At 67.7% G+C, this 25,794-nt stretch carries 26 protein-coding genes, 1 tRNA gene and 8 pseudogenes; 19 read left to right on the top strand and 16 right to left on the bottom strand.

Annotation, left to right across the window (positions count from 1 at the left end; all coding sequences use genetic code 11):
• The first annotated feature begins 616 nt into the window (after positions 1 to 616).
• The 4 genes from ACIF83_RS44105 to ACIF83_RS44090 all read left to right on the top strand — a co-directional run bounded on the left by ACIF83_RS44105 (position 617) and on the right by ACIF83_RS44090 (position 3,315).
• The gene (locus tag ACIF83_RS44105) at positions 617 to 1,027 is read left to right on the top strand and encodes a hypothetical protein (protein ID WP_393484925.1); all 411 of its coding nucleotides are present in this window, start codon (positions 617 to 619) and stop codon (positions 1,025 to 1,027) included.
• A 499-nt stretch (positions 1,028 to 1,526) separates the two neighbouring features.
• On the top strand, positions 1,527 to 1,748 hold the full coding sequence (locus ACIF83_RS44100) for a hypothetical protein (RefSeq protein ID WP_399736085.1): 222 nt from the start codon (positions 1,527 to 1,529) through the stop codon (positions 1,746 to 1,748).
• A gap of 68 nt (positions 1,749 to 1,816) precedes the next feature.
• Positions 1,817 to 2,557, top strand: a complete 741-nt coding sequence (locus ACIF83_RS44095; protein ID WP_399736082.1) for a hypothetical protein — start codon at positions 1,817 to 1,819, stop codon at positions 2,555 to 2,557.
• Between the two features lie 290 nt (positions 2,558 to 2,847).
• A complete protein-coding gene (locus ACIF83_RS44090; protein ID WP_399736079.1) occupies positions 2,848 to 3,315 on the top strand; it encodes a hypothetical protein in 468 nt (155 codons plus the stop codon).
• Positions 3,316 to 3,709: 394 nt separating this feature from the next.
• On the opposite strand, the pseudogene ACIF83_RS44085 reads toward ACIF83_RS44090, so the two are convergent.
• Positions 3,710 to 3,874 (bottom strand): annotated as a pseudogene (locus ACIF83_RS44085) (DNA mismatch repair protein MutT); the annotation flags it as partial.
• A 10-nt stretch (positions 3,875 to 3,884) separates the two neighbouring features.
• On the opposite strand from ACIF83_RS44085, the pseudogene ACIF83_RS44080 reads away from it, so the two are divergent.
• The 3 genes and pseudogenes from ACIF83_RS44080 to ACIF83_RS44070 form a co-directional block, all read left to right on the top strand.
• Positions 3,885 to 4,330: pseudogene (locus ACIF83_RS44080) on the top strand (IS701 family transposase); the annotation flags it as partial.
• Positions 4,331 to 5,385: 1,055 nt separating this feature from the next.
• Positions 5,386 to 6,000, top strand: coding sequence for a DUF1326 domain-containing protein (locus ACIF83_RS44075; RefSeq protein ID WP_393484931.1), 615 nt, complete (start codon positions 5,386 to 5,388; stop codon positions 5,998 to 6,000).
• Complete coding sequence (locus ACIF83_RS44070) at positions 5,997 to 6,755, top strand: DUF2182 domain-containing protein (RefSeq protein WP_399736076.1); 759 nt, start codon at positions 5,997 to 5,999, stop codon at positions 6,753 to 6,755. The genes ACIF83_RS44075 and ACIF83_RS44070 overlap by 4 nt, the downstream gene beginning before the upstream one ends.
• A gap of 370 nt (positions 6,756 to 7,125) precedes the next feature.
• Here the strand turns inward: ACIF83_RS44070 and ACIF83_RS44065 are convergent, their stop codons facing one another.
• The 4 genes and pseudogenes from ACIF83_RS44065 to ACIF83_RS44050 form a co-directional block, all read right to left on the bottom strand.
• Positions 7,126 to 7,539, bottom strand: coding sequence for a hypothetical protein (locus tag ACIF83_RS44065; RefSeq protein ID WP_393484933.1), 414 nt, complete (start codon positions 7,537 to 7,539; stop codon positions 7,126 to 7,128).
• Between the two features lie 250 nt (positions 7,540 to 7,789).
• Positions 7,790 to 8,161: pseudogene (locus tag ACIF83_RS44060) on the bottom strand (pyridine nucleotide-disulfide oxidoreductase); the annotation flags it as partial.
• 234 nt (positions 8,162 to 8,395) lie between these two features.
• Complete coding sequence (locus tag ACIF83_RS44055) at positions 8,396 to 8,869, bottom strand: VOC family protein (RefSeq protein WP_393484934.1); 474 nt, start codon at positions 8,867 to 8,869, stop codon at positions 8,396 to 8,398.
• Positions 8,870 to 9,131: 262 nt separating this feature from the next.
• On the bottom strand, positions 9,132 to 10,037 hold the full coding sequence (locus ACIF83_RS44050) for an NmrA family NAD(P)-binding protein (RefSeq protein WP_399736072.1): 906 nt from the start codon (positions 10,035 to 10,037) through the stop codon (positions 9,132 to 9,134).
• A gap of 435 nt (positions 10,038 to 10,472) precedes the next feature.
• Here ACIF83_RS44050 and ACIF83_RS44045 point away from each other — a divergent pair, with 435 nt between their 5' ends.
• A complete protein-coding gene (locus ACIF83_RS44045) occupies positions 10,473 to 10,970 on the top strand; it encodes a MarR family winged helix-turn-helix transcriptional regulator (RefSeq protein WP_399736069.1) in 498 nt (165 codons plus the stop codon).
• A gap of 592 nt (positions 10,971 to 11,562) precedes the next feature.
• Here ACIF83_RS44045 and ACIF83_RS44040 read toward each other — a convergent pair.
• Both ACIF83_RS44040 and ACIF83_RS44035 read right to left on the bottom strand, forming a co-directional pair.
• Positions 11,563 to 11,742, bottom strand: coding sequence for a hypothetical protein (locus ACIF83_RS44040; protein WP_399736066.1), 180 nt, complete (start codon positions 11,740 to 11,742; stop codon positions 11,563 to 11,565).
• A 145-nt stretch (positions 11,743 to 11,887) separates the two neighbouring features.
• On the bottom strand, positions 11,888 to 12,988 hold the full coding sequence (locus tag ACIF83_RS44035; RefSeq protein WP_399736063.1) for a hypothetical protein: 1,101 nt from the start codon (positions 12,986 to 12,988) through the stop codon (positions 11,888 to 11,890).
• Positions 12,989 to 13,181: 193 nt separating this feature from the next.
• Between ACIF83_RS44035 and ACIF83_RS44030 the strand changes: the two genes are divergently transcribed.
• From ACIF83_RS44030 to ACIF83_RS44015, 4 genes and pseudogenes are all read left to right on the top strand, one after another.
• Positions 13,182 to 13,925 carry an SDR family oxidoreductase gene (locus ACIF83_RS44030; RefSeq protein ID WP_398141874.1) on the top strand — a complete coding sequence of 248 codons (744 nt, stop codon included), beginning with the start codon at positions 13,182 to 13,184 and terminating at the stop codon, positions 13,923 to 13,925.
• A gap of 380 nt (positions 13,926 to 14,305) precedes the next feature.
• Entirely contained in the window at positions 14,306 to 15,862 is a 1,557-nt protein-coding gene (locus ACIF83_RS44025; RefSeq protein ID WP_399736060.1) for an oxidoreductase, read from the top strand.
• Position 15,863: 1 nt separating this feature from the next.
• Positions 15,864 to 16,150, top strand: a pseudogene (locus tag ACIF83_RS44020) (transposase); the annotation flags it as partial.
• The gene (locus ACIF83_RS44015; RefSeq protein WP_399736181.1) at positions 16,132 to 16,980 is read left to right on the top strand and encodes a sigma-70 family RNA polymerase sigma factor; all 849 of its coding nucleotides are present in this window, start codon (positions 16,132 to 16,134) and stop codon (positions 16,978 to 16,980) included. The pseudogene ACIF83_RS44020 and the gene ACIF83_RS44015, both read left to right, overlap by 19 nt.
• Before the next feature lie 88 nt (positions 16,981 to 17,068).
• Here ACIF83_RS44015 and ACIF83_RS44010 read toward each other — a convergent pair whose 3' ends face one another.
• Complete coding sequence (locus ACIF83_RS44010; protein ID WP_399736178.1) at positions 17,069 to 17,347, bottom strand: Tn3 family transposase; 279 nt, start codon at positions 17,345 to 17,347, stop codon at positions 17,069 to 17,071.
• Positions 17,348 to 17,481: 134 nt separating this feature from the next.
• Here ACIF83_RS44010 and ACIF83_RS44005 point away from each other — a divergent pair.
• Positions 17,482 to 17,558: transfer RNA gene (locus tag ACIF83_RS44005), tRNA-Met, on the top strand.
• A 59-nt stretch (positions 17,559 to 17,617) separates the two neighbouring features.
• Here the strand turns inward: ACIF83_RS44005 and ACIF83_RS44000 are convergent.
• Positions 17,618 to 17,887, bottom strand: a complete 270-nt coding sequence (locus tag ACIF83_RS44000; RefSeq protein ID WP_399736057.1) for a hypothetical protein — start codon at positions 17,885 to 17,887, stop codon at positions 17,618 to 17,620.
• Between the two features lie 412 nt (positions 17,888 to 18,299).
• Between ACIF83_RS44000 and pyrE the strand changes: the two genes are divergently transcribed.
• Positions 18,300 to 18,827 carry an orotate phosphoribosyltransferase gene (pyrE, locus tag ACIF83_RS43995; RefSeq protein ID WP_399736054.1) on the top strand — a complete coding sequence of 176 codons (528 nt, stop codon included), beginning with the start codon at positions 18,300 to 18,302 and terminating at the stop codon, positions 18,825 to 18,827.
• Between the two features lie 212 nt (positions 18,828 to 19,039).
• On the opposite strand, the gene ACIF83_RS43990 is transcribed toward pyrE, so the two are convergent.
• Positions 19,040 to 19,957 carry a tetratricopeptide repeat protein gene (locus ACIF83_RS43990; RefSeq protein WP_399736051.1) on the bottom strand — a complete coding sequence of 306 codons (918 nt, stop codon included), beginning with the start codon at positions 19,955 to 19,957 and terminating at the stop codon, positions 19,040 to 19,042.
• Between the two features lie 977 nt (positions 19,958 to 20,934).
• On the opposite strand from ACIF83_RS43990, the gene ACIF83_RS43985 reads away from it, so the two are divergent.
• Complete coding sequence (locus ACIF83_RS43985) at positions 20,935 to 21,420, top strand: hypothetical protein (RefSeq protein ID WP_399736048.1); 486 nt, start codon at positions 20,935 to 20,937, stop codon at positions 21,418 to 21,420.
• A 113-nt stretch (positions 21,421 to 21,533) separates the two neighbouring features.
• Here the strand turns inward: ACIF83_RS43985 and ACIF83_RS43980 are convergent.
• A pseudogene (locus tag ACIF83_RS43980) lies at positions 21,534 to 21,644 on the bottom strand (IS982 family transposase); the annotation flags it as partial.
• Between the two features lie 70 nt (positions 21,645 to 21,714).
• Here ACIF83_RS43980 and ACIF83_RS43975 point away from each other — a divergent pair.
• Entirely contained in the window at positions 21,715 to 22,104 is a 390-nt protein-coding gene (locus ACIF83_RS43975; protein WP_399736044.1) for a hypothetical protein, read from the top strand.
• 325 nt (positions 22,105 to 22,429) lie between these two features.
• Here ACIF83_RS43975 and ACIF83_RS43970 read toward each other — a convergent pair whose 3' ends face one another.
• Positions 22,430 to 22,666: a hypothetical protein gene (locus ACIF83_RS43970; RefSeq protein ID WP_398141842.1), complete on the bottom strand. Its 237-nt coding sequence runs from the start codon at positions 22,664 to 22,666 to the stop codon at positions 22,430 to 22,432.
• A gap of 589 nt (positions 22,667 to 23,255) precedes the next feature.
• Between ACIF83_RS43970 and ACIF83_RS43965 the strand changes: the two genes are divergently transcribed.
• The gene (locus ACIF83_RS43965) at positions 23,256 to 23,711 is read left to right on the top strand and encodes a VOC family protein (RefSeq protein ID WP_399736176.1); all 456 of its coding nucleotides are present in this window, start codon (positions 23,256 to 23,258) and stop codon (positions 23,709 to 23,711) included.
• A 21-nt stretch (positions 23,712 to 23,732) separates the two neighbouring features.
• On the opposite strand, the gene ACIF83_RS43960 is transcribed toward ACIF83_RS43965, so the two are convergent.
• Positions 23,733 to 23,939 carry a hypothetical protein gene (locus tag ACIF83_RS43960; RefSeq protein ID WP_399736041.1) on the bottom strand — a complete coding sequence of 69 codons (207 nt, stop codon included), beginning with the start codon at positions 23,937 to 23,939 and terminating at the stop codon, positions 23,733 to 23,735.
• Positions 23,940 to 24,065: 126 nt separating this feature from the next.
• Between ACIF83_RS43960 and ACIF83_RS43955 the strand changes: the two are divergent.
• Both ACIF83_RS43955 and ACIF83_RS43950 read left to right on the top strand, forming a co-directional pair.
• Positions 24,066 to 24,269 (top strand): annotated as a pseudogene (locus ACIF83_RS43955) (IS701 family transposase); the annotation flags it as partial.
• 80 nt (positions 24,270 to 24,349) lie between these two features.
• A complete protein-coding gene (locus ACIF83_RS43950; protein ID WP_393479976.1) occupies positions 24,350 to 24,778 on the top strand; it encodes a VOC family protein in 429 nt (142 codons plus the stop codon).
• A gap of 76 nt (positions 24,779 to 24,854) precedes the next feature.
• Here the strand turns inward: ACIF83_RS43950 and ACIF83_RS43945 are convergent.
• From ACIF83_RS43945 to ACIF83_RS43935, 3 genes and pseudogenes are all read right to left on the bottom strand, one after another.
• A pseudogene (locus tag ACIF83_RS43945) lies at positions 24,855 to 25,169 on the bottom strand (transposase); the annotation flags it as partial.
• A 333-nt stretch (positions 25,170 to 25,502) separates the two neighbouring features.
• Positions 25,503 to 25,691: a hypothetical protein gene (locus ACIF83_RS43940; protein ID WP_399736038.1), complete on the bottom strand. Its 189-nt coding sequence runs from the start codon at positions 25,689 to 25,691 to the stop codon at positions 25,503 to 25,505.
• Positions 25,692 to 25,694: 3 nt separating this feature from the next.
• Positions 25,695 to 25,794, bottom strand: a pseudogene (locus ACIF83_RS43935) (IS481 family transposase); the annotation flags it as partial.

Genomic DNA, 25,794 nt, shown 5'->3' with positions numbered 1-25,794 from the left:
TGGCCCGGAGACCTGCTCCGTCTCCGCGATGGAGACCCGCGTGCGGACTGCAGCCGGTTCATCATCGAGGACCTCTCCGACGCTCGTCCCGGGCTGGCCGATGATGCGCTGGAGGAGATGATCGCGGACGGCTGGCTGGAGACGTCCGTATCCTCTGTCCGTGCCGCCGTACCCGGTGCTCCCGCCGCGGTGTGCGCGATGCCTGCTTTGGCCGAGGAATGGCTGGCAACGGGCATTGCGCGGCACTCCCGTCGACCCTTCAACGGCTGGGTCCAGCGGCTCATCAGCCATCCACTGCTCGGGGGCCAGCCTGCCGGTGTCCGGCTAGCCGCGCTGTACGTGCCTGCCATGAGCCACGTAAAGGGCCTTAACCAGTCCGCGGATCCTGGCGAACCGCTGCCGCTTCACCTGCGAGGACGTCAGCGGTCCGGCACCCTATGGGCGTGGCCCGGACCTGCCGCTCAAACCGGCTCGGCCATCTGTACCGGATGAGCCGCGGCGCCGAGCTGAGAATGCCCATCAGGCACGCCCTGATGGTGCTATTTGAACCTGGCCCTGTCCGCAGTTCCGTGATCGGGCAACGCCTGTGTCCCCACTGGCTCAGTAGGCTGGCCGGGTGACTGATCACGGCATCGAGTTGCCCGCTTTTCGTCTGCATGTTGTGCCGGCGGTCCTCGCTCTGGCGAGTCCCTCATGGCAACGCGAAGTGTGGCTGCAACCGGATGAGTTCGAAGACCTGGACTATGTGGTCAACGTGCTTTTCGACGACTTCTGCAGCGCTGACGACCCGGCTCCATGGCTGGGCAAGAGCCTGCGGACCGAGGAGGAGGTCACGCTCGTCAAAAAGTTGGGCACGGCCTACTCGGCAGTGCAGGAGTCTGTGGGTCGCGGCGCCCCGGATGAGGCTTATCTCGATCATCCGGGGTGGGGCATCGTGATCACCATCGCGGCCAGACTGGCTCAGCTGATGGTGACCAATGACCTTCAAGCTGCGGCTCTCCTACATGAGCAACGTCAGCGCTCCTGACGACCAGGGTCGTGCTGCAGGGGAAACGGCGGCTGGGTGAGAATGCGGGTCCGGAGGAGCTCGAACAAGGCCCGACCATGAGCATCACGGAAGCCGGTGCAGCACTCCCTCGACGGTGAAGCTCCACCCAACGAGTCGGGACCCGGACCAGTTGACGCCGATGAGTAGACCGGCTCGGCATGCGGCTGGCAATTCCGCCTCCCACCAGGCATCCAGCGGCATCGACTCGATCCGCAGATCCGCACCCCAGACCTTGGCTGCTCGACGACCAGTAGGGGGCTACGACTGCCGTCAGCACCCAAAGGCGCAGGATTATCGGCCTTCCCGGACGGACCAGACCATCTCTGCCTCACGGACTTCCCGAAAGAAGGCTGCTGCCTGTGCACCACTTTGACTCCCGTCTCCGTTAGGAGCTCTTGCACCGACGAGGTCAGCACGGTGGAGCGGGTCACGAGAAAAGGAGGTGCTAAGTCGCGAGTCGTGCAGGCACGATGCCCGCATGTCTACCGAAGTCAGCGGGATGATCGAGTGTCGGCCGGGTGCCCGTCTCTGGGGCCCCGATGACGAGGACTCCGTGTGGCACGCAGCCATCGACCTCTTCCTGCTCAACACGGGCAACGCGTACGACGCCCTCGCCTGCCTCTTCGGTATCCGCAATTCCTTCAGCTTCCGCCCCCTGGCCGAAGGCCGCGGCATGCCCGCTTTATGGACCGGTGGATAACCACCCAACTGATCTGGGATACACGGGCCGACTTCCAACGCTCCGCCCGCTCTGCGCTCGCAGACGACATGACGGTGCCGGACTTCTCCGACCGCTGGCGTGAACTGGCTGTGCCCGGACGCAACGGCGACCCGGAGTCGAGGCTGAGGCGAGCCAGACGGTTCGCCCTCGGAACGAATGCCGGACGCAGCCCCTGGACCGCGGGGATCGACGCCGCGGGACGCGCCCAGCTACTGGCCCTGCCCTGGTCCGCGTACAAGGCCGCGACCAGCGGCACCGTAGGAGCGGACTACTTCATGCCGTTCCACCTGGACGCGATGTTCCAGACGCTCCGATTCACGCACTGGGCGCTCTACGGATTCGTCTACGGCTACTTCTACGCACTGGTGCGCGGACTCACCCCTGTCAGCAAGGCGGCCTGGCTCACGCTGGCGATCCTGCCGGCCGAAATCCTCCCTCTCGCGACCCTCACCGTGGACCCGCAGTACACACAAGCCCCTTCCGTGAATGACCTGGTCACGGGGTGCGCCGGTGTCGCGGGGCAGACCCTGGTCCTGTGCATGCTGCTGGCACTCTGGTGGGAATGGTCTCTGGCCCGGGCCGCCGGAATCAAGTGGTCGCAGGTCAGGAACTTCCGCCGGCTCTCGTCTATCACCGTCCCCGCCGGCACGATCCTTGTAGCCGGTGCCACCGCGTTCGCAACCACGGTCGCCGGGACCTGGGCGCAACCGGAGCTCAAGCCGCCCGATGCCGTGCAGTCCGCCCAGCCGACTCAGCAGTCGGAGCCAAAATCCTCCCCCACCGGCTGACAGGGACCGACGCTGGTCTGTGGGTTCCGGCTCGATCAGCGGCTTCTGCCTCACAGGGCTCCCCGATGCCCGGCACTGCCACACGGAACATGTCACCCGGACCGTGAAGCGCAAGCTCAAGGTGCGGCAGTATCGGCCCCATCTGCCCGACGGCTGCCTCACCGGCACCGGCCTGGCCTGGCCTGGCCTGGCCTTCGAGGCATGACCAGATTGGGAACCTGTCACCGAATGCGCGTTCGGTAACATCCCGTCGCCTGGATGAGGTTCCGCCTGACGAATCGAGTGAGCCCGTGGGTGACGATGTCCTCTCTGTCATTCCGACCGACCCGCACTGGCAGCCCGGGCAGGCCGCGGCTGAGCGTGCTGCGTCGATCGTGGAGGACCTGGCCCCCGGGCTCCCCGAGGGCGTCGACGTCGAGATCGACGTCACCTGGCACGACACACTCACCGTTGTCGACTGCGGTCAGAATCTGCAGAAGATCGGTTGTCCCCCATGCGGCGCGTCGATCGACACCGAGTGGTGGGCTGACCTACTAGAAGCTCACTGCGACGACGGCTTCGCAACGCTCGCCGTGGTGGTCCCCTGCTGCGGCGCCGCGACCTCGCTGGACGCGCTGGAGTACGACTGGCCCTGTGGCTTTGCCCGATTCGAGATCGCCATCTGGAACCCAGAGCGTGCCTGGTTCAGCGACGAGGAGCTGACCGCCATCGGGAACGCACTCGGTCATCCAGTGCAGCAAGTCAGGGCCCACATCTGACGCACGTCAGCCCGCGCGGAACCCGACACCACGAGTTCAAGTTCAGTAGCGGTAGCCGGCCAGCGCAGCGGCACTCAGCTGAAGGAACTGCATTACCAGCAGGCCGAATACGAGCGCACGGTGCGGAAGGCGAGCATCAGCGGCATCACTGAGCGGGTACGTGCGCGATCGGAGCGCATGAGCGGACAGGCGGTAGTCAGCGACGCCTGCAGGGGGTGAGGCCTGGCCATCCCCCCTGCGACGACAGATGGAGCACGACGCCTCACCGCCCCCACTAGGACCGCCGGCGCCTCGCCCATAGGATCAGGCAGCGTGTTGTGGGGGCACTCGACCTCCCTCCGGACTGACCGGTGATGTGCGTGATCAAGCGTTGCCCTCAGCGCGAGCACCGAGGTCAGCCGAGATAGGGCCGCCCCCGGTGCTCCAGGAAGTGACGGATCCGGAGCCGTTGCGTGTGATGCATCGACAGTTGATCAATCTCTTCTGGCTGGACGAACCGCAGCTCCGTGGACTCGTCCGAGATCGCGAGTCGGCCGGCGACCATACGGGCTGTGAAGCACCACTTCTAGGACTGGGCCCGGGCCGACATCACCGACGATCGGCCCGGCCACCGTCACCTACTCGTCCGCCGCAACCGCCGCACCGGCGAACTCGCCTTCTACCGTTGCTACTCGGCGGCGCGAGGGCCGCTGTCCACCCTCGTGAAAGTGGCAGGACGCAGGTGGACAGTCGAGGAGACCTCTCAGTCCGGCAAGGGCCTGGCCGGGCTCGACGAACACCAGGTCAGGCGCTGGACGTCCTGGCACCGCTGGGTCACCCTCGCGATGCTCGCCCACGCCTTGCTTGCCGCGGCCACCGCCGATGAACGTGCACAGGAATAGGCTCCGGACGACTTGGTCCCGCTGACCTGCAATGAGATGTCATCCACAATCTCCGTTGGTCCGAGTGGCGACGACGCCACCAGGCCCGGGCCCGCACCTGCCACTACCAACGGCGGACCGCCCAACAACCATGAAGATCACGATCTACGACTGGAGTACTAGGAGAGAAAGCAGGTCGGGAGGGCTCTTCAAGGGGCGGGAGCGCTGTACGAACGGCCGTCCGCCGCCCCCTCCTGAAAGTCCGTGGTGTCTTCCAGGGCGGGGAAGGAGCCGACAGCGCTCGCCCCGTATGCCGTCTGCCCCTTGGAAGGCCCTCAGGAGGAATTCCAGGTCGCGTCCTGGCGGGGCGTCACCTGATCACAGGGGTCATGAGCGTTGGGCAACAGCCGTCCTTGTGCGTTGGTGTTGGCGTACAGGTTGGCGTAGCCCTGCAACAAGTGAAGGCCTTTACATCGGCGGCTTTCAAGGCAGGTGTCTTGCGGAGCGCGGCCACGTCGCCCGAACCGTCTCATACGGCATCGAACCACTTCGTGACGGCAGTATCCATGTCCCGTAGTTGTTTCAGCAGGACGTCGGCGACATCTGCGATTACCTTCGGGCGGTAGTGGTGACTGGCAGTGTGTGCGAGAACGAGAGGCGTTTGTAGGGGCATTCGGGCGTCCCCGGGGCCCGGCCCGTGATCGATGTCGCTGAGTTTGAGAGTCACTGTGGCCTTCCGCTCGGGGCGAGTCGCCGTCTCACCCAGCTCAGTCGGGGCTCCCGTGTCCGGCAGCCGTCCAGGCCGTTGGACTGGTATGACGGACGGATGCAGTGCAGAACCACGCGGCTGGCGAGTCGGAAAGGGGCACCGCGAAGCTCCCCGCCGTGGCCTGCAGGGCATCGGCACCAGATTTCCGACGTCTGTTCGCTGAGCCCAACCACGGACCCGTGCGAAGCATGACGTCTCCACCCTCGACGGTGCCGGACCGAAGATGAGCGGCCTTCGGAAGAGGACGTCGTCGATTGCGAATCCGAGGCCGTGGGTGCCCCGGGCACCCGATTCCAGGACGGTGAGCGGCGCTGGCACCGATCTGCGCGGCGGGGATCGTCGGGAATAGCCTGGAGAAGAGCGGCACCGGGACGGAACGGACTCCCGATGCATTCCCTTGGCCTTCACCGAGAGGGACGTAAGAGAGGGAGGCGAAGAACCATGCCCTGGAATCTGAACGGCACGTATCTGGAGAGCTGCAACTGCGACGTGGTGTGCCCCTGCACCACCTCGGGCCTCACCGCACCGGCCGACCACGAACGCTGCCAGGTGACCTTCGCGTTTCACGTGGACAGGGGGAACGTGGATGGCGTGGACGTCTCTGACCGCAGCGTCGCCGTCTTCATCGACGCGCCCCGGGTGATGGCCGAAGGCGGCTGGCAGGTGGCACTGTACCTCGACGCTGCGGCCGACGACGGCCAGGCGGATGCGCTGGGCAAGGTCTTCTCCGGCCAGGCCGGCGGGCCGATGGCGGCGCTCACTCCACTCATCGGCGAGGTCCTCGGCGTGGAGCGCGTTCCCATCGACTACAGCAACGAGGGCCGCCGCCACGCCGCACGGGTGGGCGACGCCATCGACATCGAGATCGAGGACCAGGTTGCCCCGCAGTTCGGCGAGGACGGTCCGGTCATGGGCCTGACCGGCATGTTCCACCCGGCGAACAGCACGCTGACCATTGCCCGGTCCACCCGGGCGACGGGCGCCGGCGTGTACGGCCGTTCCTGGGACTTCTCCGGAGGCAACGGGCACTCGGCGCCCTTCACGTGGTCCGCGTGACCGGTCGACCGGTCCCCGTCCGGCTCAGGGCGGGCCCCGCCGGACTGCTGCTGGTTGCGGCGGCTGCCGCCTGGGTCTGGGTGGTGACGCGCTGGGGCGGTATGCAGGCGATGCCGGGCACCATGGGCCTGGGCCTGCCCGACTTCCTGGCCGTGTGGACACTGATGATGGCTGCCATGATGCTGCCCGCCACAACGCCGGTCGCCGCGCTGTACGCACGCACTATCACCGTGCACCGGGCGCCGCGCATGGTCGTTTTCACGGTCGCCTACCTGCTTGTCTGGGCCGCGGCCGGGCTGCCGGCGTACGGGCTGTCCGCCGGCCTGGGCCGGGTGGCGAGCCTCCCCGCCGTGGCGGGGACCGCAGTGGCCGCGGCCGTGTTCGCGGTCAACGGCGTCTACCAACTCTTGCCCTTCAAAGATCGCTGCCTGGCGAGGTGCCGCTCACCGATCGGGCTGATGCTGCGCTACGCCTCGTACCCGAGGCCCTCACGCGATCTGCGTGCCGGAGCCCACCACGGGGCCTTCTGCCTGGGCTGCTGTTGGTCGCTGATGGTGCTGCTGGCGGCGTTCGGTGTGATGAACCTGTGGGCCATGGTGGTCCTGACTGCCGTGATCACCGCTGAGAAGCTGGCTCCGGCCGGCCGCCTGGTGGCCCGTGGCGTGGGGATCGCCTCGATCGCCCTGGCCGTCGCCGTCTTCTGGGTCCCGGCGCTGGCTTCGGGCCTCACCGGTAGCGGTACGGCCGGGATGTGAGAACGGAGGCCGTGCCCGCCGGGAAATCACACGCCGGGCGCGCACGAGGGTGCGCCTCACCGGGCCGCCGGAGGGTGGGGGCAAGCTCGTCGGGGAGGTCCCGGTCGCCGGCCGACCGCTCGACGGTGAGGGTGGCGCGTGCGGCGGCCCGGCGATGGGGGCGCCGCTGATGCGGGTGAAGTAGATGTTGACCGGATGCGGGCAGAAAGTGTCGGCTGCTCTGCCCAGCCTTCCCCGAGCCGTGGGCCGGCGAGGTTCTGGGAGGGGCGCGACTTCGGCGGTGTCTGCCTGCTCGGCCGTGCGGTCGGTGACGGCGTAGACGCGCTCGAGGGGTGGGCTAAAGACCCGGGCCTGCGTCCGGGATCGTTGTTCAGGACTCGTCGGAGAGGAAATGCTCGGCGAGTGGGGTGCCAGCGAACTTCTCGCGCATCAGACGGGAAAAGAGCAGCAGCGAGTTGCGCGGCCGGTGGAGCACCGCGAGGTCCTGGGCCTGCCCCGCGGCGTTGCGGGTGACTGTAACGACAACCTTCAGGGGCTCACCCTGGACTGAAGACTCGTAGATCTCCAGGAAGCCGTTGTCGCCGAAGTCGCCGGTGAAGCTGAAGTCCTGGAACTCATACAGCTCGCGGGCCTTGACCACGATGGTTCGCACCGCTTCCGCCCCCTGTGCTGCGCCGTTCATCGCCCCGCCTTCCAGCGTGGCGTCGTCGGCCAGGTTGTCCAGCCACCACGGGTAGTAGCTCAGGCCTTGGCGATCAGCGTCGTCACGCTCCGTGTTCGCCACGTCATGCCTCCTTCGTGGTCCGGTCGCGGGCCGGATCGCGGGTGGGTCACATGCTTCAGCTCGTGGCCGTCTCGTACTGCGGGCGACCGGTGGTGCGGTAGGTCTGGATCGTCAGCCCCTTCGGGGTGGACTGCAAGTCGACCAGCTCGAGTCCTGTGTCCGGGCCGGTGGCGGGGAAGAGCCACGTGCCCTGGCAGACGACCATGGGGTAGGTGAGCAGGACGATCTCGTCGACCAGCCGCTGGTCAATGCCGTGGCCCCGGACGAGCTCGACGAAGACCGAGTCGAGCCAGCCGACCTGGCTCTCGCCCTTCCGGTGAGTGGCCATTTTGTCGCGGTGGGCGAGTACACGGCGGTGACGTCCAGTGGACCGGCCGTCGCCTCGCGCAGCCCCGGGACCCGCCGTGCGTCGGCGCGGGCCAGCACTGGCCTGGGCAGCGCCTTGCTCGGCTCACAGGCCCAGTACGAGCACTCGCCGCCGATGAGTTCGCTTTCCACGATCACGGTGCTGAGCCCCGCGGCGCGGGTCCGGTCGGCGACGTTCTCCCCGAGCGGGCCGGCCGGCGCCGATGACGACCACGTCGTAGGTTCGGGTCGTTTCACTTGCCGCCGATTCGCTCATCGCTGCTCCTGTGCATTTTCGTCTCGGTTGGGTGCTCCGGTTGTCGAGGTGCCGGCCGCGATGAGGCCTGGGCATCTCATGGGGCGCAGTACGGCTCCCGGCTGCGGTTCGGATCCGTGAGCCGGTGGGCGATGGCCCCTGCCGTGGCGCCCACGAGCGTGCCGCAGCCGCTACGAACTGCAGGTGAGGGCGCGGCCGCCTGGGTGCTCAGCAGACCGGCTCCCTGGGGCGCGGTCAACGTCCGGGCGCGCGCTGCGTGATCTCCTGCAGCACCCAGCCGTTGCCGTCCGGGTCGCTGAAGGTGGCGTAGGAGCCGTAGCTGGCGCGCTCGGGGTGCGGGCCGGCGTTGCGCCGTTGGCCCTGGCCGTTGTGGGTGACCTCTCCCGCGTCGTGGCCGTGGAAGAAGAGGCCCTTGTCGTCGTGGAAGACCTCGCTCACCTCGATGCCGCGTCCGGCAAGCTCCGCACGGGCCTTTTCGATGTCCGTGACGACGAGGTAAAGCCCCTGGGTTGAGCCGGGGGCAGCGGTGGTGAGGCCCTTACCGAAGATGATCGAGGCCTCGGAGCCCGGCGGCGTCAGGTGGACGACCCGGAAGTCCTCGGTGACGTCCTTGGCGAGGTCGAGCCGGAAGCCCGCCTTCTCGTAGAAGGCCCTGGCGCGGTCGACGTCCGAGACGGGCAGCACGAAGAGTTCGAGTTTCATGTTCATTTTCTGCATTCACCTTTTGTCGTCCGAGTCCCGTGCTTGGTGCGGGACATGGGGGTAGGGGTTCACCACCGGCTGTTCCACTCGTGAACGGGCGTTGGCGGATCAGGCCATGACCACCCGGGCCAAAGAGGACGCAGTGCGAAGGAATCGCCCCAGTAGGTCCGGGGTGTGCGGTGGGGGCGTGGCGCAACGGATGGACGTGCGGTCCCCGTATGCGGTGGACACTGCGCAGACGGCGGGCGGCGAGCCGCCCGGGAGCCTGTCAAGCCAAGTAGAAGTCCTTGCGGGCCGCCACGTACTCCTCGATCGTCTGGGCGGGGACGCCCGTCAGGCGCTCGACGTCGCCGGAGGCCCGGTCGTACCGGTTCTGCTGGTGCAGGCGGCACATGGTGACGATGTGCTGCTCGATGTGGGGCGACAGACCGATCTTCGAAAGCACCTGTGTGCGCCACTGTTCGAGCGGCACGTCCACGTACGAGACCTGCCGCCCCAGGGCTGTGGAGAAGGCGTCGGCCATCTCCGTCATGTCGACCGTGCGGGGCCCGGTCAGCTCGTAGACGTGGCCCACGTGGGGGACGGGATCGCGCAGCACGGTGGTGACCACTCTGGCAATGTCGTCCACGGCGATCGGAGAGGTTCGCCCGGTTCCGAATGGCAGCTCGATCGTGCCCCTCTTGCGGATCGTCTGCGCCGGCAGCGTGGTGAACAGCGGGTTGTCCAGGAACGACGTGGGCCGGATGTGGACGACCGGGAGGCCGGACCAGTTCAGTACCTGTTCGGCCAACCAGTGCAGCCGCTGCTGGTGGGACTCGGTGGTGCTGGTGGCGGTCATCTGCGACACCGTCATCTGCGACATGCCGATGAGGGCGTCCAACCTGCCGTACTCCCGTGCGACGCTCGCCACGACAGTGGCTGCGAGGAGGTGGTCGGGCGACACGGGCATGGCGAAGTACATGCTGGTGGCGCCGTCCAGGGCGGCAGCGACGGTCTCGGGTCGTGTGAGGTCACCGAGGACGACCTGCGCACCGAATGCCCGCAACTGCGCGGCACGGTCGTCGTCTTGGCGGACCATGACGCGCACGGGCACGTCGTGCGAACGCAGCTTCTCGAGCACGCTGCGGCCCACACCGCCTGCGCCCGTGATGAGGACGAGGTTGTTGTCGGTCATCGGCCGGTCTCCTTCCAGTGACGGGGCGAGATCGCGCCCTCCTGTGCCTGCGTATACGGGATCCGCGGCACGCAGGATGCCTTCGGCGGGTGTTGACGCAGGCGCCACGCAGACCGTGGGGAAGCGGATTCGCGTCGGCACCACCGGGCGACACTTAAGAGCATATGCTCGTATTTTCCAAGTGGCAAGCACTCACCGCCCGTCCCTACACGTGGTGGCGGACGGGCCGCTACATCCCGGACGTATGGCCACTCCTCCTCAGCGGCATTGCTCGACCCCTTCAGTCAGACCGTGCAGCAGGCCACCCGACGCCAGCCGAGTCGTGCGACCCGCCCCCGCGCGCCACTCCCACTCCGGGCACCTCGCCGCCTGGGTGACCCTCTTCCGATTAGGAGTAGGTACTCCTATCATGGAAGGGAGCCCTGGAGGAGAAAAATGGCCCTTAGCCCCACGGACCCCACCCCTTCACGTCCCCTGGAAGCGGACTCGATCGAGACGGACTCCGTCGGCTCGTGCAACAACCTGGCTCTGCGCAAGGCGGCCCGATACCTGGGTGCCACCTACGACAAGGCCCTCGCCCCGACAGGCCTGCGCGCCACGCAGTTCAGCATCCTTCAGCACCTGAGCAACCACGACGAAATAACGATCACCAGCCTCGCCGAGACGATCGCCATGGATCGCACCACTCTGGCCAGCAACCTCAAACCGCTCGCACGCGAAGGCCTCGTCACCGTCGAAACCTCAGCCACCGACCGCCGCGCCCGCATCGTCACCATCACCCCGGACGGCGTCGCCCGCATGGAGGCGGCCCTCCCCCACTGGCGCACCGCACAAGCCCAGTTCGAAGACAACTTCGGCGCAGAGAGGGCCGCCCAACTCCGCGCCATCCTCGAAGACGTCCTCGACACCGGTTTCCACCCCTGGGCCGAGTAGACGGCGACAGCCAGAGCATCGAACGGTCGGCGACAGCGCACCTCATACTGACCGACGCGTTCGCCTGCGCAGGCGCAGGCCCGGCGCCCAGGCCTTCTGCCGCGCACGTCCTTACGCGCGAAGGCGTGTCCTGATACCCCGCCGACGAGACAGGTGATGGGCCTGCAGCCTGAGGCCGATTGATCGGTGCTGCACTGGCGGTCCGTCTCGTGAGCAACCCTCGTATCCGATGTGACCGGCTTCGCAGAGCAGCTCTCCCGGGCCCGGCCCCGGTGGGACCGCGAGGACCGCCGCAACCGGTGCACCAGGGGCGAACCCGCCAGGCCGCCTTCCGCATCAAACGCTCCGGCGATGACTCCTGGCAGGCTTCGGCCAGAGGACGTGAAGGAAGCATCCGACCGCGACCGCTCCGGCGGCTGCGATCGATGTCAGCCGGACAGGGATCTTCCGGGACTTCCCAACGACCTCTCTCGGGACTCGTGCAGCGCACGAAGGACGGCGCTGCGCTGCGGATCCATGAGGACCCCAGTCGGAGCAGTACCCGGTCACGGTGGTGCCGACGGGCGGGCCCCCGGCCGGCCGGGGCAGCAACTCACAGGCCGCCCATGCGTATGAGCCACCAATCCGGGTTGTAGGCGCCGCTCACCGAGTCGTGCGCCACAGCCGGCCGCTCTTCCACGGTGTCCTTAAGCCGGATGGGCTCCGGCAGCTTGGAGAACCGCAGACTGCGCTGCCGATGTGCCTCGTCGGCGGATGTGCGTTCGTGTTCCATTCCAGCGTCTCCTCATTGCGGCGTTCACGCCGCGCTCGACGGCATCCGCCCTGTCGGCGACAGGGACGGAAGCGGACTTTGCGGTGACTTCGAGCAGCCCCGACGAGTCGCGCGTGGCGGCTCCGGCCAGTCGTTGGCGGCCGCGTCACCCCGAGGGCCCGGCCCCGGGCCCCGCAACTGCAGGTGCGGGGCCCGGGGCGTCGGTCAGGCGACGGCTGCTCGGCGTCGCATCAGGCGGGGACGCAGGCTCAGCAGGATCCCGGCGACGATGGCCCACACAGCCAGGGTGATCACGGGGCCGCCCAAGTGCGAGCCGTTGTAGTAGCTGAGATCGGCGATGCCCCTCACGGCCGCTCCGGGCGGCAGCAGGGCGGAGACCGCCCGGGCCCCGGCGGGCAGCAGGTCGGCTCCGATGACCGCGCCGCTCGTGGCGTTGCCGACGGTCAGCAGCAACAGCGTGGTGACCGGTAGCCCGATCGGGGCCGAGCACGGCGCCCAGGAGCTTGGTCGTGAACGCCGTCGCGACGGCCAGCAGGGCCAGGACGAAGACCAGCGGCACCAGCGGGGCCGGGGCGGCGCCCAGGACGGGGCCGACGACGAGCGCCCCGACGGCGCCGATGGCGGCGGAGGCTCCGATGAGCAGGAAGAACCGGTGGCGCAGACGCATGACGCCGGCCAGCCCCAGGACGTTCGAGCCCAGAACGAAGCCGGCCAGGCTCACGCCGAAGGCCACATAGAACCCGACCAGGCCCCGGGCGTCGTGCTCGGCCAGAGGGACGACGTCCGCGGTGGTCGCGTGCGCGCCGGCACCGCGGGCGTAGGCGTCGACAAGTGTGCGCACGGCCGATGTGGTGGACATACCGGCGGCTCCGGCGATCTCCAGTCTCAGGTGGCCAGGCGCTGCGGTACCGAGCACCGCCACGACGTCATGCCGCTCCAGCGCGTGGCGCGCCGTCGCGGCGTCCGCAGCGGGGTGGACCTCGACGGCGTCCCCCAGGGCCTGCTGTATCTCGCCCGGCAGGCTGGGCCCGGTGACGGCGACGGGCACCCGGTGGGGCTGCGGGTCGCGCTGGAGACCGACGTAGCACGCGATGAAGGCGGCCACGACGACCAGGGAGATCAGGGCCGGCTGGAGCCACGCCTTCACGGGCGGCCGACGAGCGCCCCGCCTCGGCCTGAGGGCCTGCTCCACCGCCGCGGCGCGCGTCCACTCACGCTCAGCGGCCGATCCAGTGGAGATAGTCATGGCACAACCTTTTGAGGGGAAAGCACGGGAGGGAAAGAAGGCTCGGTGTGGACCCCACTTGCAATACGAGCATATGCTCCTATCATGGAGACGGCAAGCGCGTGGAGGCCTTGTACCTGTGACCACCCACTCCACGGATGCCAGCAGCGGGGGAAAGCTGAGTGACATCGCGAATCACAGAGGAGAGATCACCATGCGCATCGCTGTCGCCGGAGCAACCGGGAACATCGGGGCCCGCACCGCCGCCGCCCTGGAACAGGCCGCACACGAAGTCGTGCGCATCAGTCGCTCACTCGGCGTGGACCTGATCACCGGGGACGGCCTCAACGCCGCCCTGAGGGGTGTCGACGCCGTCGTGGACGCCACGAGCTACGAGGCAGCCGACCGGGACGACGCGGTGGCGTACTTCGGCACCGCCACCCGCAACCTGCTCGCCGCCGAGGAACTGGCCGGTGTCCGGCACCACGTACTGCTCTCGATCGTCGGCATCGACCGTGTTGAAGGCAACGCACACTACGCCGGTAAGCGTGAGCAGGAGCGCCTCGTGGCCCAGAGCCCGGTGCCGTGGACGATCGTCCCCTTCACTCAGTTCCACGACTTCGCCGCGACGGTGACCAGCTGGACCGAACGGGACGGCGTCGCCCCGATCCCACCGCTACTCGTCCAGCCGATCGCGCCCGCGGATGTGGCCGACATCCTCGCCGAGATCGCCACGGGCACACCGCAGGGGCGCTACCGTGACGTCGCCGGCCCGGAACCGCAGGACCTGGTGGACATGGCCCGGCGTACCAACGACGCGCGCGGCCACGCGGTCAAGCTCGTACCGACCTGGTCATCGCTGCTGGGACCAGAGATGGCCGGCGACATACTCCTGCCCGGCAAGGACGCCCGCATCGCGCCCACCACCTTCGACGAATGGCTCGCAAAGCCGCAATAGCACCACCCCAGCCCAGCACCTCCTACACCGCCGCGATCGCGGCACCGGCAAGGACGCAGAGCCCGAAAGACAGCCGGGCCGTCGGTGAAGGTGCGACGTCGACGGCGACATTCTGGCCATGACAGCGGCACAGGGGGCACGGATCTTTGGCGGCGTCCTGGCAAGTACGGTCTCGGGCTACCCCCGCAATGCCGGAACTCGTACCGTGAGACCGCGTGCTGCGGGAGACCGGGAGCATGGCCCGCCGAGTCTTCGGCACCCAGCGCGCAGCCGCAGTGGGGCATCTGCTCGGCCTCAGAACTCCTGACAGAATGGGCCGTCCTCTGGTCCTCGCGCGGCAGGGCGAGGCGAGCGCGAAGGAAGATCACTACTCTGCATGAGTGCTCTCATACGACGAGTTGACTCCACCAGAGCGTGAGCTGTGGGATGCGTTCCCCGAGGGACGCCGCGTGGATCTGCGCACGGCTGTGCTTGAGGACGACCGTGTCACCGAGGGTGGGCAGTGGGGCCCGGAGCGGACGGTTCGGGCCGCCGTGATCGTGGCGCTCCTCCAAGGAGCGAACACCGCGCAGTCGGGCGCGGTGCCGTGCTTGAGGCTCGCCGGGGCGCGGATATCCGGGCACCTCTACCTGGCCGGCGCGCAGATCGCTCACGTCTTCTGGCTTGAGGACTGCTGGTTCGAGGAGGGTGTGGACCTCTCTGGAGCGTCGACCCAGTCGATTGCGATCGTGGGCAGCCGGGTGCCGGGGGTGGAAGCCGGCTTGATCCGTATCGAGGGGCGCCTCGACCTGCGGCGCTCTCGCCTGGAAAGCGGCTCTGCCTCGCCCTTCCATCGCAGGGTCACTGCCTTGTCGCTCATCAACGCCCACGTGAGCGGCGCCGTGAACCTCAGCGGCGCCGAAATCACCGCACCTGGGGAATGGGCAGTGTCCGCTGGCGGACTGGTCGCGGAGGGCGGCGTCTACTGCGCAGACGGATTCGTCGCGCACGGCGAAGTCCGTCTCATGGGGGCACAGCTGCCAGGCGGACTGCACATGCGGGGCGCACTGCTGGAACGCCCCGGCCGGCACGGGGTGGCGCTCGCCCTGGACAACGCCATGGCCTCGACGCTCGACTTCTCCGACGGGTTCACCGCGAACGGAACCGTACGGCTGCGGGGTGCCCGGATCTCGGACAACCTGACCTTTGATGGAGCCGTCCTGAACGGGCCACCCGTCGGCCACGGCCCGTCACTGGTCGCCCTACTGATGCAGGCCGTCGACTTCGACTTCACCCTCGCCCGGCCACCGTCCGGCACCGTGGACCTGCGGGGCGCGCAGGTGTCCTACCTCCACGACAGCGAGCACAGCTGGCCGGAGGTGGTGGAGCTGGACGGCTTCGTCTACGGCTCCATCAAGGTGGACGAGGCAGGCGAGCGGCGGGAGGCAGTAGGGCGGCGGGACTCCGTTACCCGCCGCGTTGCGTGGATACGACGCAGTCCGGGCTACAGCCCCCAGCCCTATGAGCAGTTGGCGAGCTGGTACCGGAAGGCCGGCCACGACGACGACGCCCGCCGCGTACTCCTGGCCAAACAGCGCCATCGGCGTCAAACTCTGCCCCCGGCCGCGCGTGTGTGGGGGCACCTGCTCGACGTGACCGTCGGCTATGGCTACCGCCCCTGGCTAGCCGGTGTCTGGCTCCTCGTGCTGGCCTTGCTGGGCACGCTGTCCTTCAGTACTCACGCCCCCACTCCGGTCCAACGAGGCGAAGGCGCTGCGTTCCAGCCCCTCGTCTACACGCTCGACCTCTTGATCCCGATCGGTGGTCTGGGGCAGCGCACGGCCTGGTATTGGCCGAACGACAGCCTCCAGTGGCTGGCCTACCTGCTGATCGCCTTCGGCTGGGTGCTGACGACCGCGGTCATCGCGGGTGTCACCCGCGCCCTGCAGAAAAACTAGCCCGCCAGTACGGGGCAAACGCGGCCGGCCCCGGCGCCGCCCGGACGTGGTGCTGGGCGACCGCGGCTACGACCACGACAAGTACCGCCGTCCGGTCTGGGATCTCGGTGTGAAGCCGGTGATCGCCCGCCGGGGCACCGAGCACGGCTCCGGACTTGGCACCCAACGCCGGGTCGTGGAGCGCGCGTTCGCTCACCTGCACTGGTTCGCCGCCTGCGGATCCGCTGGGAGACACGCGACGACATCCATGAAGCCTTCCTCACCCTCGGCTGCGCAGTGCTCTGCTGACGCGACGTGACCGGCTCCGAGCCGTCGCCCACCGCGTGCTCGGATCACACGCCGACGCGGAAGACGTGGTCCAGGAGGCGTGCCTGCGTCTCTCCCGCCAGGACACCGGCACCATCGACAACCTCGGCGGCTGGCTGACCACCGTGGTCGGCCGCATCAGCCTCGATGTCCTGCGGTCGGGCCGGACCCGCCCGGAAGTCGCCCTCGACGACCAGCTGCCCGAATTCACCGTGACGCTCGACGACACTCCTGCTCCGGAAGACCTCGTGGCGCTCGGGGACTCCGTCGGCCTCGCGCTCCTCACGGTCCTCGACTCGCTGCGCCCGGACGCACGGCCGGCGTTCGTGCTGCACGACGAGTTCGTCGTGCCCCACGGGGAGATAGGCACGATTCTCGGCATGTCCGCCGACGCGACCAAAATGCTCACCAGCCGCGCCCGCAGGAAAGTACAGGCCGCCCAGCAGCCGGCAAGCGCCGGACGACAGCAACGCGAGGTGGTCCAGGCCTTCCTGGCCGCGGCCCGCGACGGTCAGTTCGAGCAGCTGCTGCAGGTTCTCCACCCCGAAGTGAAGTTCACCGTCCACACCCCGGATGGTCGGTTCGTCACGCTCGGAGCCACCGAAGTCGCCACCCGCGCGCGAGTGGCCGGCAGCGCAGCTCGAGGACATGCGGCAACCGTCAACGGCCGCCCCGGCGTCATCTCCTGGAGCGAAGACGGCACCCCGCTCTCCATCCTCGCCTTCATCGTCGCCGACGGCCGCATCACCGAGATCACCGCTGTGATCGATACGGCCAGACTCGCGTTCATGGACCTGCCGGACCCGGTGTGACTCCCCACCGGCGATGGCCGCTCGTCCTCGATGTGGACCATGCCGGATCCCGCAGAGACGGTGAACGCAGCCACCTGATGGGCGGGGCCTACAGGCGGAAGACCTCGTAGCGGCCGAGGAAGTTGATGTGGTCGAACGGGAGCGGTGAGAGGCGGGCGAGCAGGTCGTCGGTGACGGGAAGGCCGTCGGCGGCGAGCTGCTTGGCCGCCCGGTCCAGGTAGAGGCTGTTCCACAGCACCACGGCGTTCAGCGCCGGGCCGAGGGCGCCGAGCTGGTCCTCCATACCCTCGCCGCAGTTCTGCCGCAGCTCGCCGCGCTGGCCGGAGAAGACCCGACGGGCCATGCGATGGCGGCCCTCGGTGAGGATCCGTGCGCGACGTAGATCGGGGTGTACCGCGCAGACCTGCCGTTCCCCGCGAGGGCCTCACGCGCTCCGCTTCCCGGCCCACTCGGGGTGGTGGCCGCCGAGCCCGCGCGTATGCCGTAAGCTGGGCGTACCGACGCGGGGTGGAGCAGCTCGGTAGCTCGCTGGGCTCATAACCCAGAGGTCGCAGGTTCAAATCCTGTCCCCGCTACCAACGCACCGGCCCCCTCGACACCCACGTCGAGGGGGCCGGAAGCATGTGAAGCGCTGGGCCTACGGGGTGGGCGAGGCTGCCGCGGCCGGCCGGGTGGCGATGCGTATCCGGCCGCCGTCGTACTCCGCCACCTCACCGGGCAGGATCAGCAACCCCGCCTCCCCGTCCTGCCACGCCCCTCCGATCCGGCGGACCTGGACAGCCGGACCCCGCGCGCCGGCCATGAACACCGTCGGATCGACCTCCCACCCGTGCTCGCCGAGCCACTGCTCCAGGGCCGCAAAGTCCTCGCTGCTCGCATCGCGCGGCCACTCGTACGTACTCGTCACGACGTATCCCCCTGTCCGTGAACGGATCACCGAGCCGATCCTGCCACCGGGCACTGACAGCACGGTCGCGGGAGCTTTCGGCTCAGTGCTCGCCAGCCCTACGAACGACAGGCCGTGGCTGGCGCAGTGCGGTGGATTCTTAGGTGCGCCCGCGCGGTGGCGCCTTCCAAACATCGGTCAGGTGCTGCCCTGACTGTTGCCGGACTTGCTGGGTGAGCACTACGACGTCACTGCCGTTGAGGATGTAGGCGAACGAGAACACCCCTGCGGCCACAGGCCGCAGGGGTGTTTGGTGCTCACGGTGTCGGCTTCATGTTCACGATGTCGGCATGGACAGTGGGCCCTCTGGGCCTGGCTCCGTGCGGGGAGCCGGTGTCCTGACTGCCTGGGACGGCTGGAAGACTGAACACCTGTGACGCATATCGATCTTGCTCGCCGTATCCATGCTGCCTCTCATCTGACCGGGCAGTTCACGCTTCGGTCTGGAAGGACCGCCACGGAGTACTTCGACAAGTACCGGTTCGAAGGCGATCCCGTTCTGCTGGACGAGGTTGCCCAGCGGATGGCGCCACTGGTGCCGTCCGACACGGAGGTGCTGGCCGGTCTGGAGATGGGCGGCATTCCTGTCGTGACCGCGCTCGGCCGGCATACGGGTCTGCCCTGTGCGTTCGTGCGCAAGCAGGCCGAGCCGTATGGCACTTGCCGTCTCGCCGAAGGTGCCGATGTCGAGGGTCGCCGGGTGCTGGTCGTTGAGGATGTGGTCACCAGCGGAGGACAGATCGTGCTGTCGACCGCGGACTTGCGTCGTCTGGGGGCTCAGGTGCATGAGGCGCTGTGCGTGATTGACCGTGAGCAAGGAGGTGCCGATGCCCTGGCCGCCGAGGGCATCAGGCTGTCGTCGCTGCTGACGGCAGCGGATCTGCGAGCCGCTGCCGCCTGACCGACGGGAACTGGCGGTCACTCGGCAGCCAGGCCACGTGCCGCTGGGGGGCGTGTGCGGCCAGCGCCACGGACGCCTGAGCTGCGAGAGCGGCCGAGTGCTGGTTGGCCGCAATGGGAGGGGCACCGACGAAATGCGGACCGTGAGATGACGGAACGGCCTGGCTCCGCCTCATCGTGGCACCGATTGCTCGCCGGACAGCGGGCGATCCTTTACTGATCTCGCTGGTCGCCTCGGATCTGCCATCTTGAATTGGCCGGGTTCCAGACCAGGCGGATCCGGCCACGGTCGGGCCGCTGGGCGGTCAACTCGTCGAGATCGAGAGAAGCCAGGGCCCGCAAGGCCTCGTCCGTGACGTCTGACCACAAGCACAAGGTGATGTGTGCGTCGGGGTCGTCCGCGATGAGCAGTGTCGCCCCGTTGCCGGCCTCGTGCTGAGTGGAGGACCGGCGGAGCATGCGTTGGACCAGTGCGCGTGCTTGCCCGTACGCGTCCTCGGCTGCTTTGGAGATCAGGGCCTGCACGAAGGGGAGGACAGCGGTCGCGACCACGGCGGTCACCACGACCGTCCCCGTGCCCGCTCGTCTGAAGAAGGAGCGATTTACGTTTGACTCCCAGTTGAGGATGCGCTTCGCGCGGTCGCGCCACTGGGTTGCCTCGTCGAGGCGGCCCTGCGCAGTCAACAGTGCCACGAGATCAAGACATGCCTGGTGCCGCGGACCGAGGCCGGCATCGATCTTGGCCGGGTCGAGTGGCTCGACCCACTGTTCGCCGCCGTCCTCGGCCGCTGCGCGGAGCCAGCGTTCCGCCTCTTCGGGCAACTCCCGATCACGGAGTGCGCGGCCAAGCTCCAGCTTCGCGTCGACATGACCCTTCTGGGCAGCGCGACGCAGCCATCTACCGCGCTCCTCGAGGTCGTCGCCTGTCGTGCCCATCGCGTACATGGCTTGGAGGTGTTCCGCCTCCGCGGCCCGCCGGTACCAGTGTCGGGCTTGGTCTGGCTGTCGTGCGATGAGGAGCTCAGCGAGACGGTACATCGCTTCGCTCTCACCGGCCTCAACGGCATCATGAAGCCACCGTTGAGCCTGGTCGGGATCGCGGCGCTCGAAGAAGCGGGCCAGACGCATCATCGCCCGTGGATCACCAAATTCAGCGGCTTGCTCCAGACCAGGGTCTGGCTTGCCCCGCGAACTCCGCTCGAACGCCACTGAGCCCTCCCGCCCCAACCCCGCGGTTCCCCGCCGCGTGACTGACACTCTTCATACCGCACGCCAAGGCGAGGCGGGGAAAGACCATGCCGCTCTGGGAATTCGACGAGTTCAACAGCGGAACGCTCGCATGTCCCGAGCAACATGTGCGCAGGTGGACGCTATTCGTCAGCGAGCCTAGGACGGCGGCCGACCCCCACAGGTCGGGGCGGCGGGCCGGGGTGGCGCCGACGGGCCACACCACCCGTACCAGAACGCCGGTCCGCTCGGCGTAGGCGACGACGTCAGCGGTTCCGCAATCCGGCGCCCGGCCGCCGAGCCACGCTGACTCGTGCATGTCCATGGGTTGGTACGGCGGGCATGAAGTTCTCAAACCACTCGCCATCCACGTGGGTGACGGCGCAGCATCAGCACAGGACCAGATCTCCTCCTCCCCCGCAGTCGGCGGCACCGGCCATCACCGCATCGCCCGCCCACACACATCGCATTCCACGGGCGGATCCCGGCACGCCTACGCGCGCGGCCAGGTACTCGCGGAGGGCACGTGAACGGCGACAAGGAGTACTGCCGGCCTCGATTCCCGTCGGGGCCGGGGCCGCTGCGTGACCGCCCCCCCTCATCACCCGGTTCAAGCAATCCTCACCCAGTAGTCCGGCAGCCCCCCGGAAAGACACTGGACGCAAGATCGTGGGATCGGCCATGATCCCGGCGTGCACATACCGAGACGACACGCCAGGGTTCTCGCCGCAACCTTCCTGACGGCAGTGCTGGCCGGCTGTTCAACGCCACGCTCCCAGCCTTCGCCGGCGACCACGGACTCGGCGGCTTCATCTCCCTCGGCCCCCGCAACCTCCTCCTCGGGCTCGGACGCACCTGCGTCGGGGGCGGGAGCACAGCTCATGGCCGCCATCCTGCCGGCCCCGGCAGGCACGCATGCTTGGACCGACCGCAACGGCGCGCTGGACTTGGACGGCTTCGCCCACGGGCTCTTCGCCGCGGACGCCGTCTCGCGGGAAAAGGCCGTACTCGTACGCCGACGCTTCGTCGCGGCCGCGCGGCAAGGCTGGATCAGTACCGATGGAAGCCAGACCGACATCTTCCTCGTTCGGTTCGCTGCACCCACCGGCGCCGAGAGCATGTACAAGTCCATGGCACACACCTGGCAGACCAGCAGCACGCCGCACAAGCAGACCTTCGCGGACCCTGCGGACCATGCCACCGGCTCCGTCATCAGCACCCTCGACAACCTCGGCAACGCCGGTGTCAAACTGATCAGCGTCCGCAACAACGTGTTCGTCTACATCCACTACTTCACCGCCGCCACCCCCGACCGCAGCGGGGCGCAGAATCTCCTCCATCGCCAACTCGACGCCCTCGACAAGTAGGAGGCGGCCCGTCGCCCCCCCCCCCGACGGCCAAACGGGCGGCGGGCAGCTCCGGGCCCTGGCGTCAGGACAGCCCGAGCGTCGCCGGAGGCAGGCGGCAGGGCGTTCCCTTCGGGCGTAATGCCGACCGGCGGGCGCCACGGCGCCAGGTCGGGATGCTCCTTCAGCATGTCGTCGGTCGTCGCATAGAGTGCTGTCGCGAGGGTGTCCACGTCGTTCGTCACAAAACGATCTTGGACACCCTTGTTCTCATCTCCACAGGCCCCCCTTGGACCACACCACCAGGAGGAACCAGTGTCATACCCGCAACTGCTCACCCCCGAGGAGAAGCTCGCCGACGCGAAGAAGCTGTTGAGCCTCCCGCGTATCGTCGTGATCTGCGGCTCCACCCGCTTCATGACCGAGATGAACGAGGCCGATCTGCGGGAGACCAAAGCCGGAAAGATTGTCGTCAAACCGGGCTGTGACATGAAGTCGCCGCACGAAATTTGGTCCGATCCTGTCGAGGCCGAGGCGCTGAAGGTTCGACTCGTCGATCTGCACCGGGCGAAGATCCGGCTCGCTGATGAGGTGCTCGTAGTCGGCGACTACATCGGAGACAGCACCCGAGCCGAAATCGCCTACGCCCGGTCGCTGGGCATGCCCGTGCGGTTCACGCACCCCGAAGTCGACCCTGACGCCTGACCGCCCGCTGCCACCTCGACAACCAGGGCCGGCAGCCCGCCGCCTGACCGTCTCGCGGTGGCTTCGGCCGCCGCCCACCCCACACCCTCCGCAGGCATCCCTTGGAATTGATCATCTAGTTGCCCGCGCATCACGACCCCGGAATCATCCGGTCCTGCGTAGCCCTCGGGCGTGTGGCGAAAGTGCACGTCCATTGCCTCGGCATACGCGATTGCGTCGCTCTCCAGCTCCGACAGGTCTCTCCCGACCAGCGGGAGTCCGTCATACGCGACCTGAGGTCCGTGCACGGCGTCGTCAGCGATGCAGAACAGCCCCACAGCTTGGCTCACATAGGCCGTGACGGCAGGCGGTGAAGGAGCCACCCCACGACGGTGGACTTCGACCTTCCAAGACCCGTGAAGATCGCGTGGTCCCGTGCACAATCGCTGACCTTCGTCCGGCCGAGCACCTCAGCCGCCTCGACCACTTCGTCGACGGTCATACCGAACCGGAGCGGTCCGACGCCGACAGTCGGCGAATAGGACCACTCGTCCCGTTCGGCGACTCCGGTCTTGAACGCCATAGTCGCCCCTCTAGAGACACCTGAGACTTGCCGCCGCCCATCATGCCAATCGCCGACCAGCAGACTGCCGGGTGCCGCCGAGCTCGCGCAGATCACTCAGCGCGAGCCCCATCTGGGCTCGGCCGCGAATACGCGACACCTGCATGCGAGCTCACCAGTCCCAAGGCCGTTCCTGGTCCTGGAGGCAAAAGGGACGTTCACGCCTTCACGGTCGAGGCGCGGGAAATCTTCGGCCTGCGCCTGTTCCAGGAACGCGATCAGGTGCTACATCGTCGAGCCGGGTGGATCCATTAGGTCTGACGAGGTCGAAGACGCCTGCCGCGAGCACCAGATCACGCTTACACACACAGGCATCAGACTGTTCCGCCACGGACGACACCTGGGTCCAAGCAGACGATCGCGGGGACTTTGTGCCTCTGTCCACTGATCCCCAGAGCGATCAGCCATTGTCAACCCGAACTGCTGAGCAAACCGGTGAACCCATACGATCAGAGCACTAGGTCTGTTGCGAAAGTGGATCATTTGGCAGGGGGCGGTCTGGGCAGGAGCCGTGGCCGATGTTGTCAGACCTGCCTGGCATCCTCCGGGTATGGATATGACGCTGCAGCTGGTGATCGACTGTGCTGACCCGCAGAGGCTGGCGAGCTTCTGGGCCGAGGCTCTGGGATACGTTCCGGAGCCTCCGCCGGGCGGGCACTCCACGTGGCGGGAGTATTGGGTGGGCATGGGGGTGCCCGAGGAGGAGTTGCCCACCGGCGCCGGGGAGACGCCGGAGTCCATCATCGATCCTGCGGGACAGGGGCCACGGGTGTGGTTCCAGCAGGTCCCCGAGCCGAAGGTCACCAAGAATCGGGTGCACCTTGACTTGAAGGTGGGCGGAGGGCGTGAGATCCCGTTGGCGGTCCGCGCTCAGCGGGTCACCGCCATGGTGGAACGGCTCACCAAGGCCGGTGCCACCGTGCTGCGGATCATGGATGAGCCGGACATGGAGCACTACGCCGTCGTTCTGCAGGACCCCGAGGGCAACGAATTCTGCGTCGTTTAGAACCCCGTCAGGCGGTGCTGGTCACAGCCACTCGTTGGTGACCGCGACCAGCACCGTCGCCTCGTAACGGACGGCGAGTTTGTCATAGCGGGTCGCCACCGCGCCGTGCCGCATCAGGCGGTTGATCCCGCGTTCCACGGCGTGACGCTCGCGGTAGTCGGTCTCGTCGGGTTCGGCGGCCGGCCTCCGCGTGAGCCGAGCTTCCTGCGGTTGCGGATCTGGTCCCATCACCACGCACCACGGCCGGTGACCATCCACGACCTTGATCCACTTTCGCAACAAACCCTATATAGGGCCCTAGTACCGCAACGGTGCTTGTCGTGACTGATGGCCAGGTCGGTCGTCGGTACGGTTGTGGGTGGGGACCTTGCTGATGTCAGGTTATGGGCGCGCGAACTGGACGCTGTGCATGAGCGTTTCGTGCACCGCTTCAGCGAGTCGGAGCCTCGGGAGTCGACACTGGCTTATATGCGGGGCCTGATCGCTCCGCTGCAACGGAAGAACGGCTGGACGCTGGCGGAGGAGGCCGGCCATGCGGGCCCGGACCGGCAGCAGCGGCCGGCAAGGACCATCCTCCCGTCAACCTGCAGTTCCCTACCGGGAGATGAGCAAGAAAGTCCCCCTGTTATCGTGCGCCTGTGTCATCGATCAAGCAGTTCCAAGTGACCTTTGACTGCGCAGAACCTGAGCGCGTCGCTCGCTTTTGGTGCGAGGTGTTGGGGTACGTCGTACCGCCGCCACCTGCGGGGTTCGCCACGTGGGACGATTTCGACCGTTCCCGGCCTCCTGAGGATCAGGGTTCATGGTTCGCCTGCAGTGATCCCTCAGGTGTGGGCCCGCGACTGTTCTTTCAGCGCGTTCCCGAAGGGAAGGTGGTCAAGAATCGGGTCCACCTTTGCGTGCGGGTCGGCACCGGACTCGTGGGTGAAGAGCGCCTGGCGGCGCTCGAAGCCGAGTGCGCACGACTGGTCCCGCTCGGCGCGGTACGCGTGCGACTCCTGTATGACGGCAACGATTCGTGCATCGTGATGCAGGACATCGAGGGCAACGAGTTCTGTCTCGACTGAGCATCCTCCGAGTCGGCGAGGTGGGGAGCCGTCTCCCTCGGGCCTCGCTTAGAGGTGGCCTCGTGTGGGACGGGAGTTACCCCGTGGGGGCAAGGTTGTGCAGCCGGGCGATGCCGAGCATCACGGTGTGAATGCCGTCGCCCTTCAGACGACAGTCGCGAAGGATCTTCCAGGTCTTCATCCACGCGAAAACGCGCTCGACGCGTGCCCGGACCTTGCGGTGGGATGTGTTGTGCTCCTCAGTCCGTGCAGGCAGTTCGGTCCGGCCGCGCTCGCGGCGGTGCGGGATGACCAGGCCGGTGCCCCGGTAGCCGCCGTCCGCGATGACCGTGGTCCGGCCGACGGCGGCCTTCGGACCGGACAGTTCCCACACCGTGCAGTCGTTGCGGTTGAGATAAGGAACTTCGTCCGTTCATCGATGCCGTCCGCGCTCAGCAACGCTCCTCGATCAGGGACATCGGTCTCGGTGCGATGAAACCCAGCGGCGAGCGACTGGCGATCGGACTCCTCAAACGTCTCTCAGCAATGGCTCCGGAAGGCAACCGAGCAGTGGGCGATCGACGATCTTCCCTGTCAGCGAGGGAAGCCCCCCATCCGCCCGTTCAGTATCAGCATCAACTCGAGCGCCACTCGAAGAGCCTTCGTCTGCACCGCGACGGCGACGGCCGTGATTCGTGCCTCTGAGCACATCAGGTGCGACATTCTTGTCCGCGTGGCGCTGGGCCTAGGTGTGCCGATGGACGTAGAGGTAGATCTTCGACTTGTCGAAAGGCAACCTTTTCTTGACCCGCTTGCCATCCTCCTCCACGACGACACGGGTCAAGATCTCCGGCACGGAGGAGACCCCTGACCGGCGGTGGACGTGGCCGACCCAGGCGCTGCCGAGGGCCTTGGTGCCGTCGGGGTTGGCCACCGGCTAGGTGTATTGACCCGGGACGTTGTTGACGCGGCTGATGGGTGGCTTGCCGTCCAGTGCGGTGTGGCAGCGGTGGTGGTTGTAGGTGTGGAGGAAGTCT

This window comes from Streptomyces sp. NPDC085866 (genome assembly GCF_044541035.1).
Taxonomy (GTDB): Bacteria; Actinomycetota; Actinomycetes; order Streptomycetales; family Streptomycetaceae; genus Streptomyces.
The sequence above is the reverse complement of the archived record's forward strand: the minus strand, read 5'-3'. Positions and strand labels throughout refer to the sequence as shown.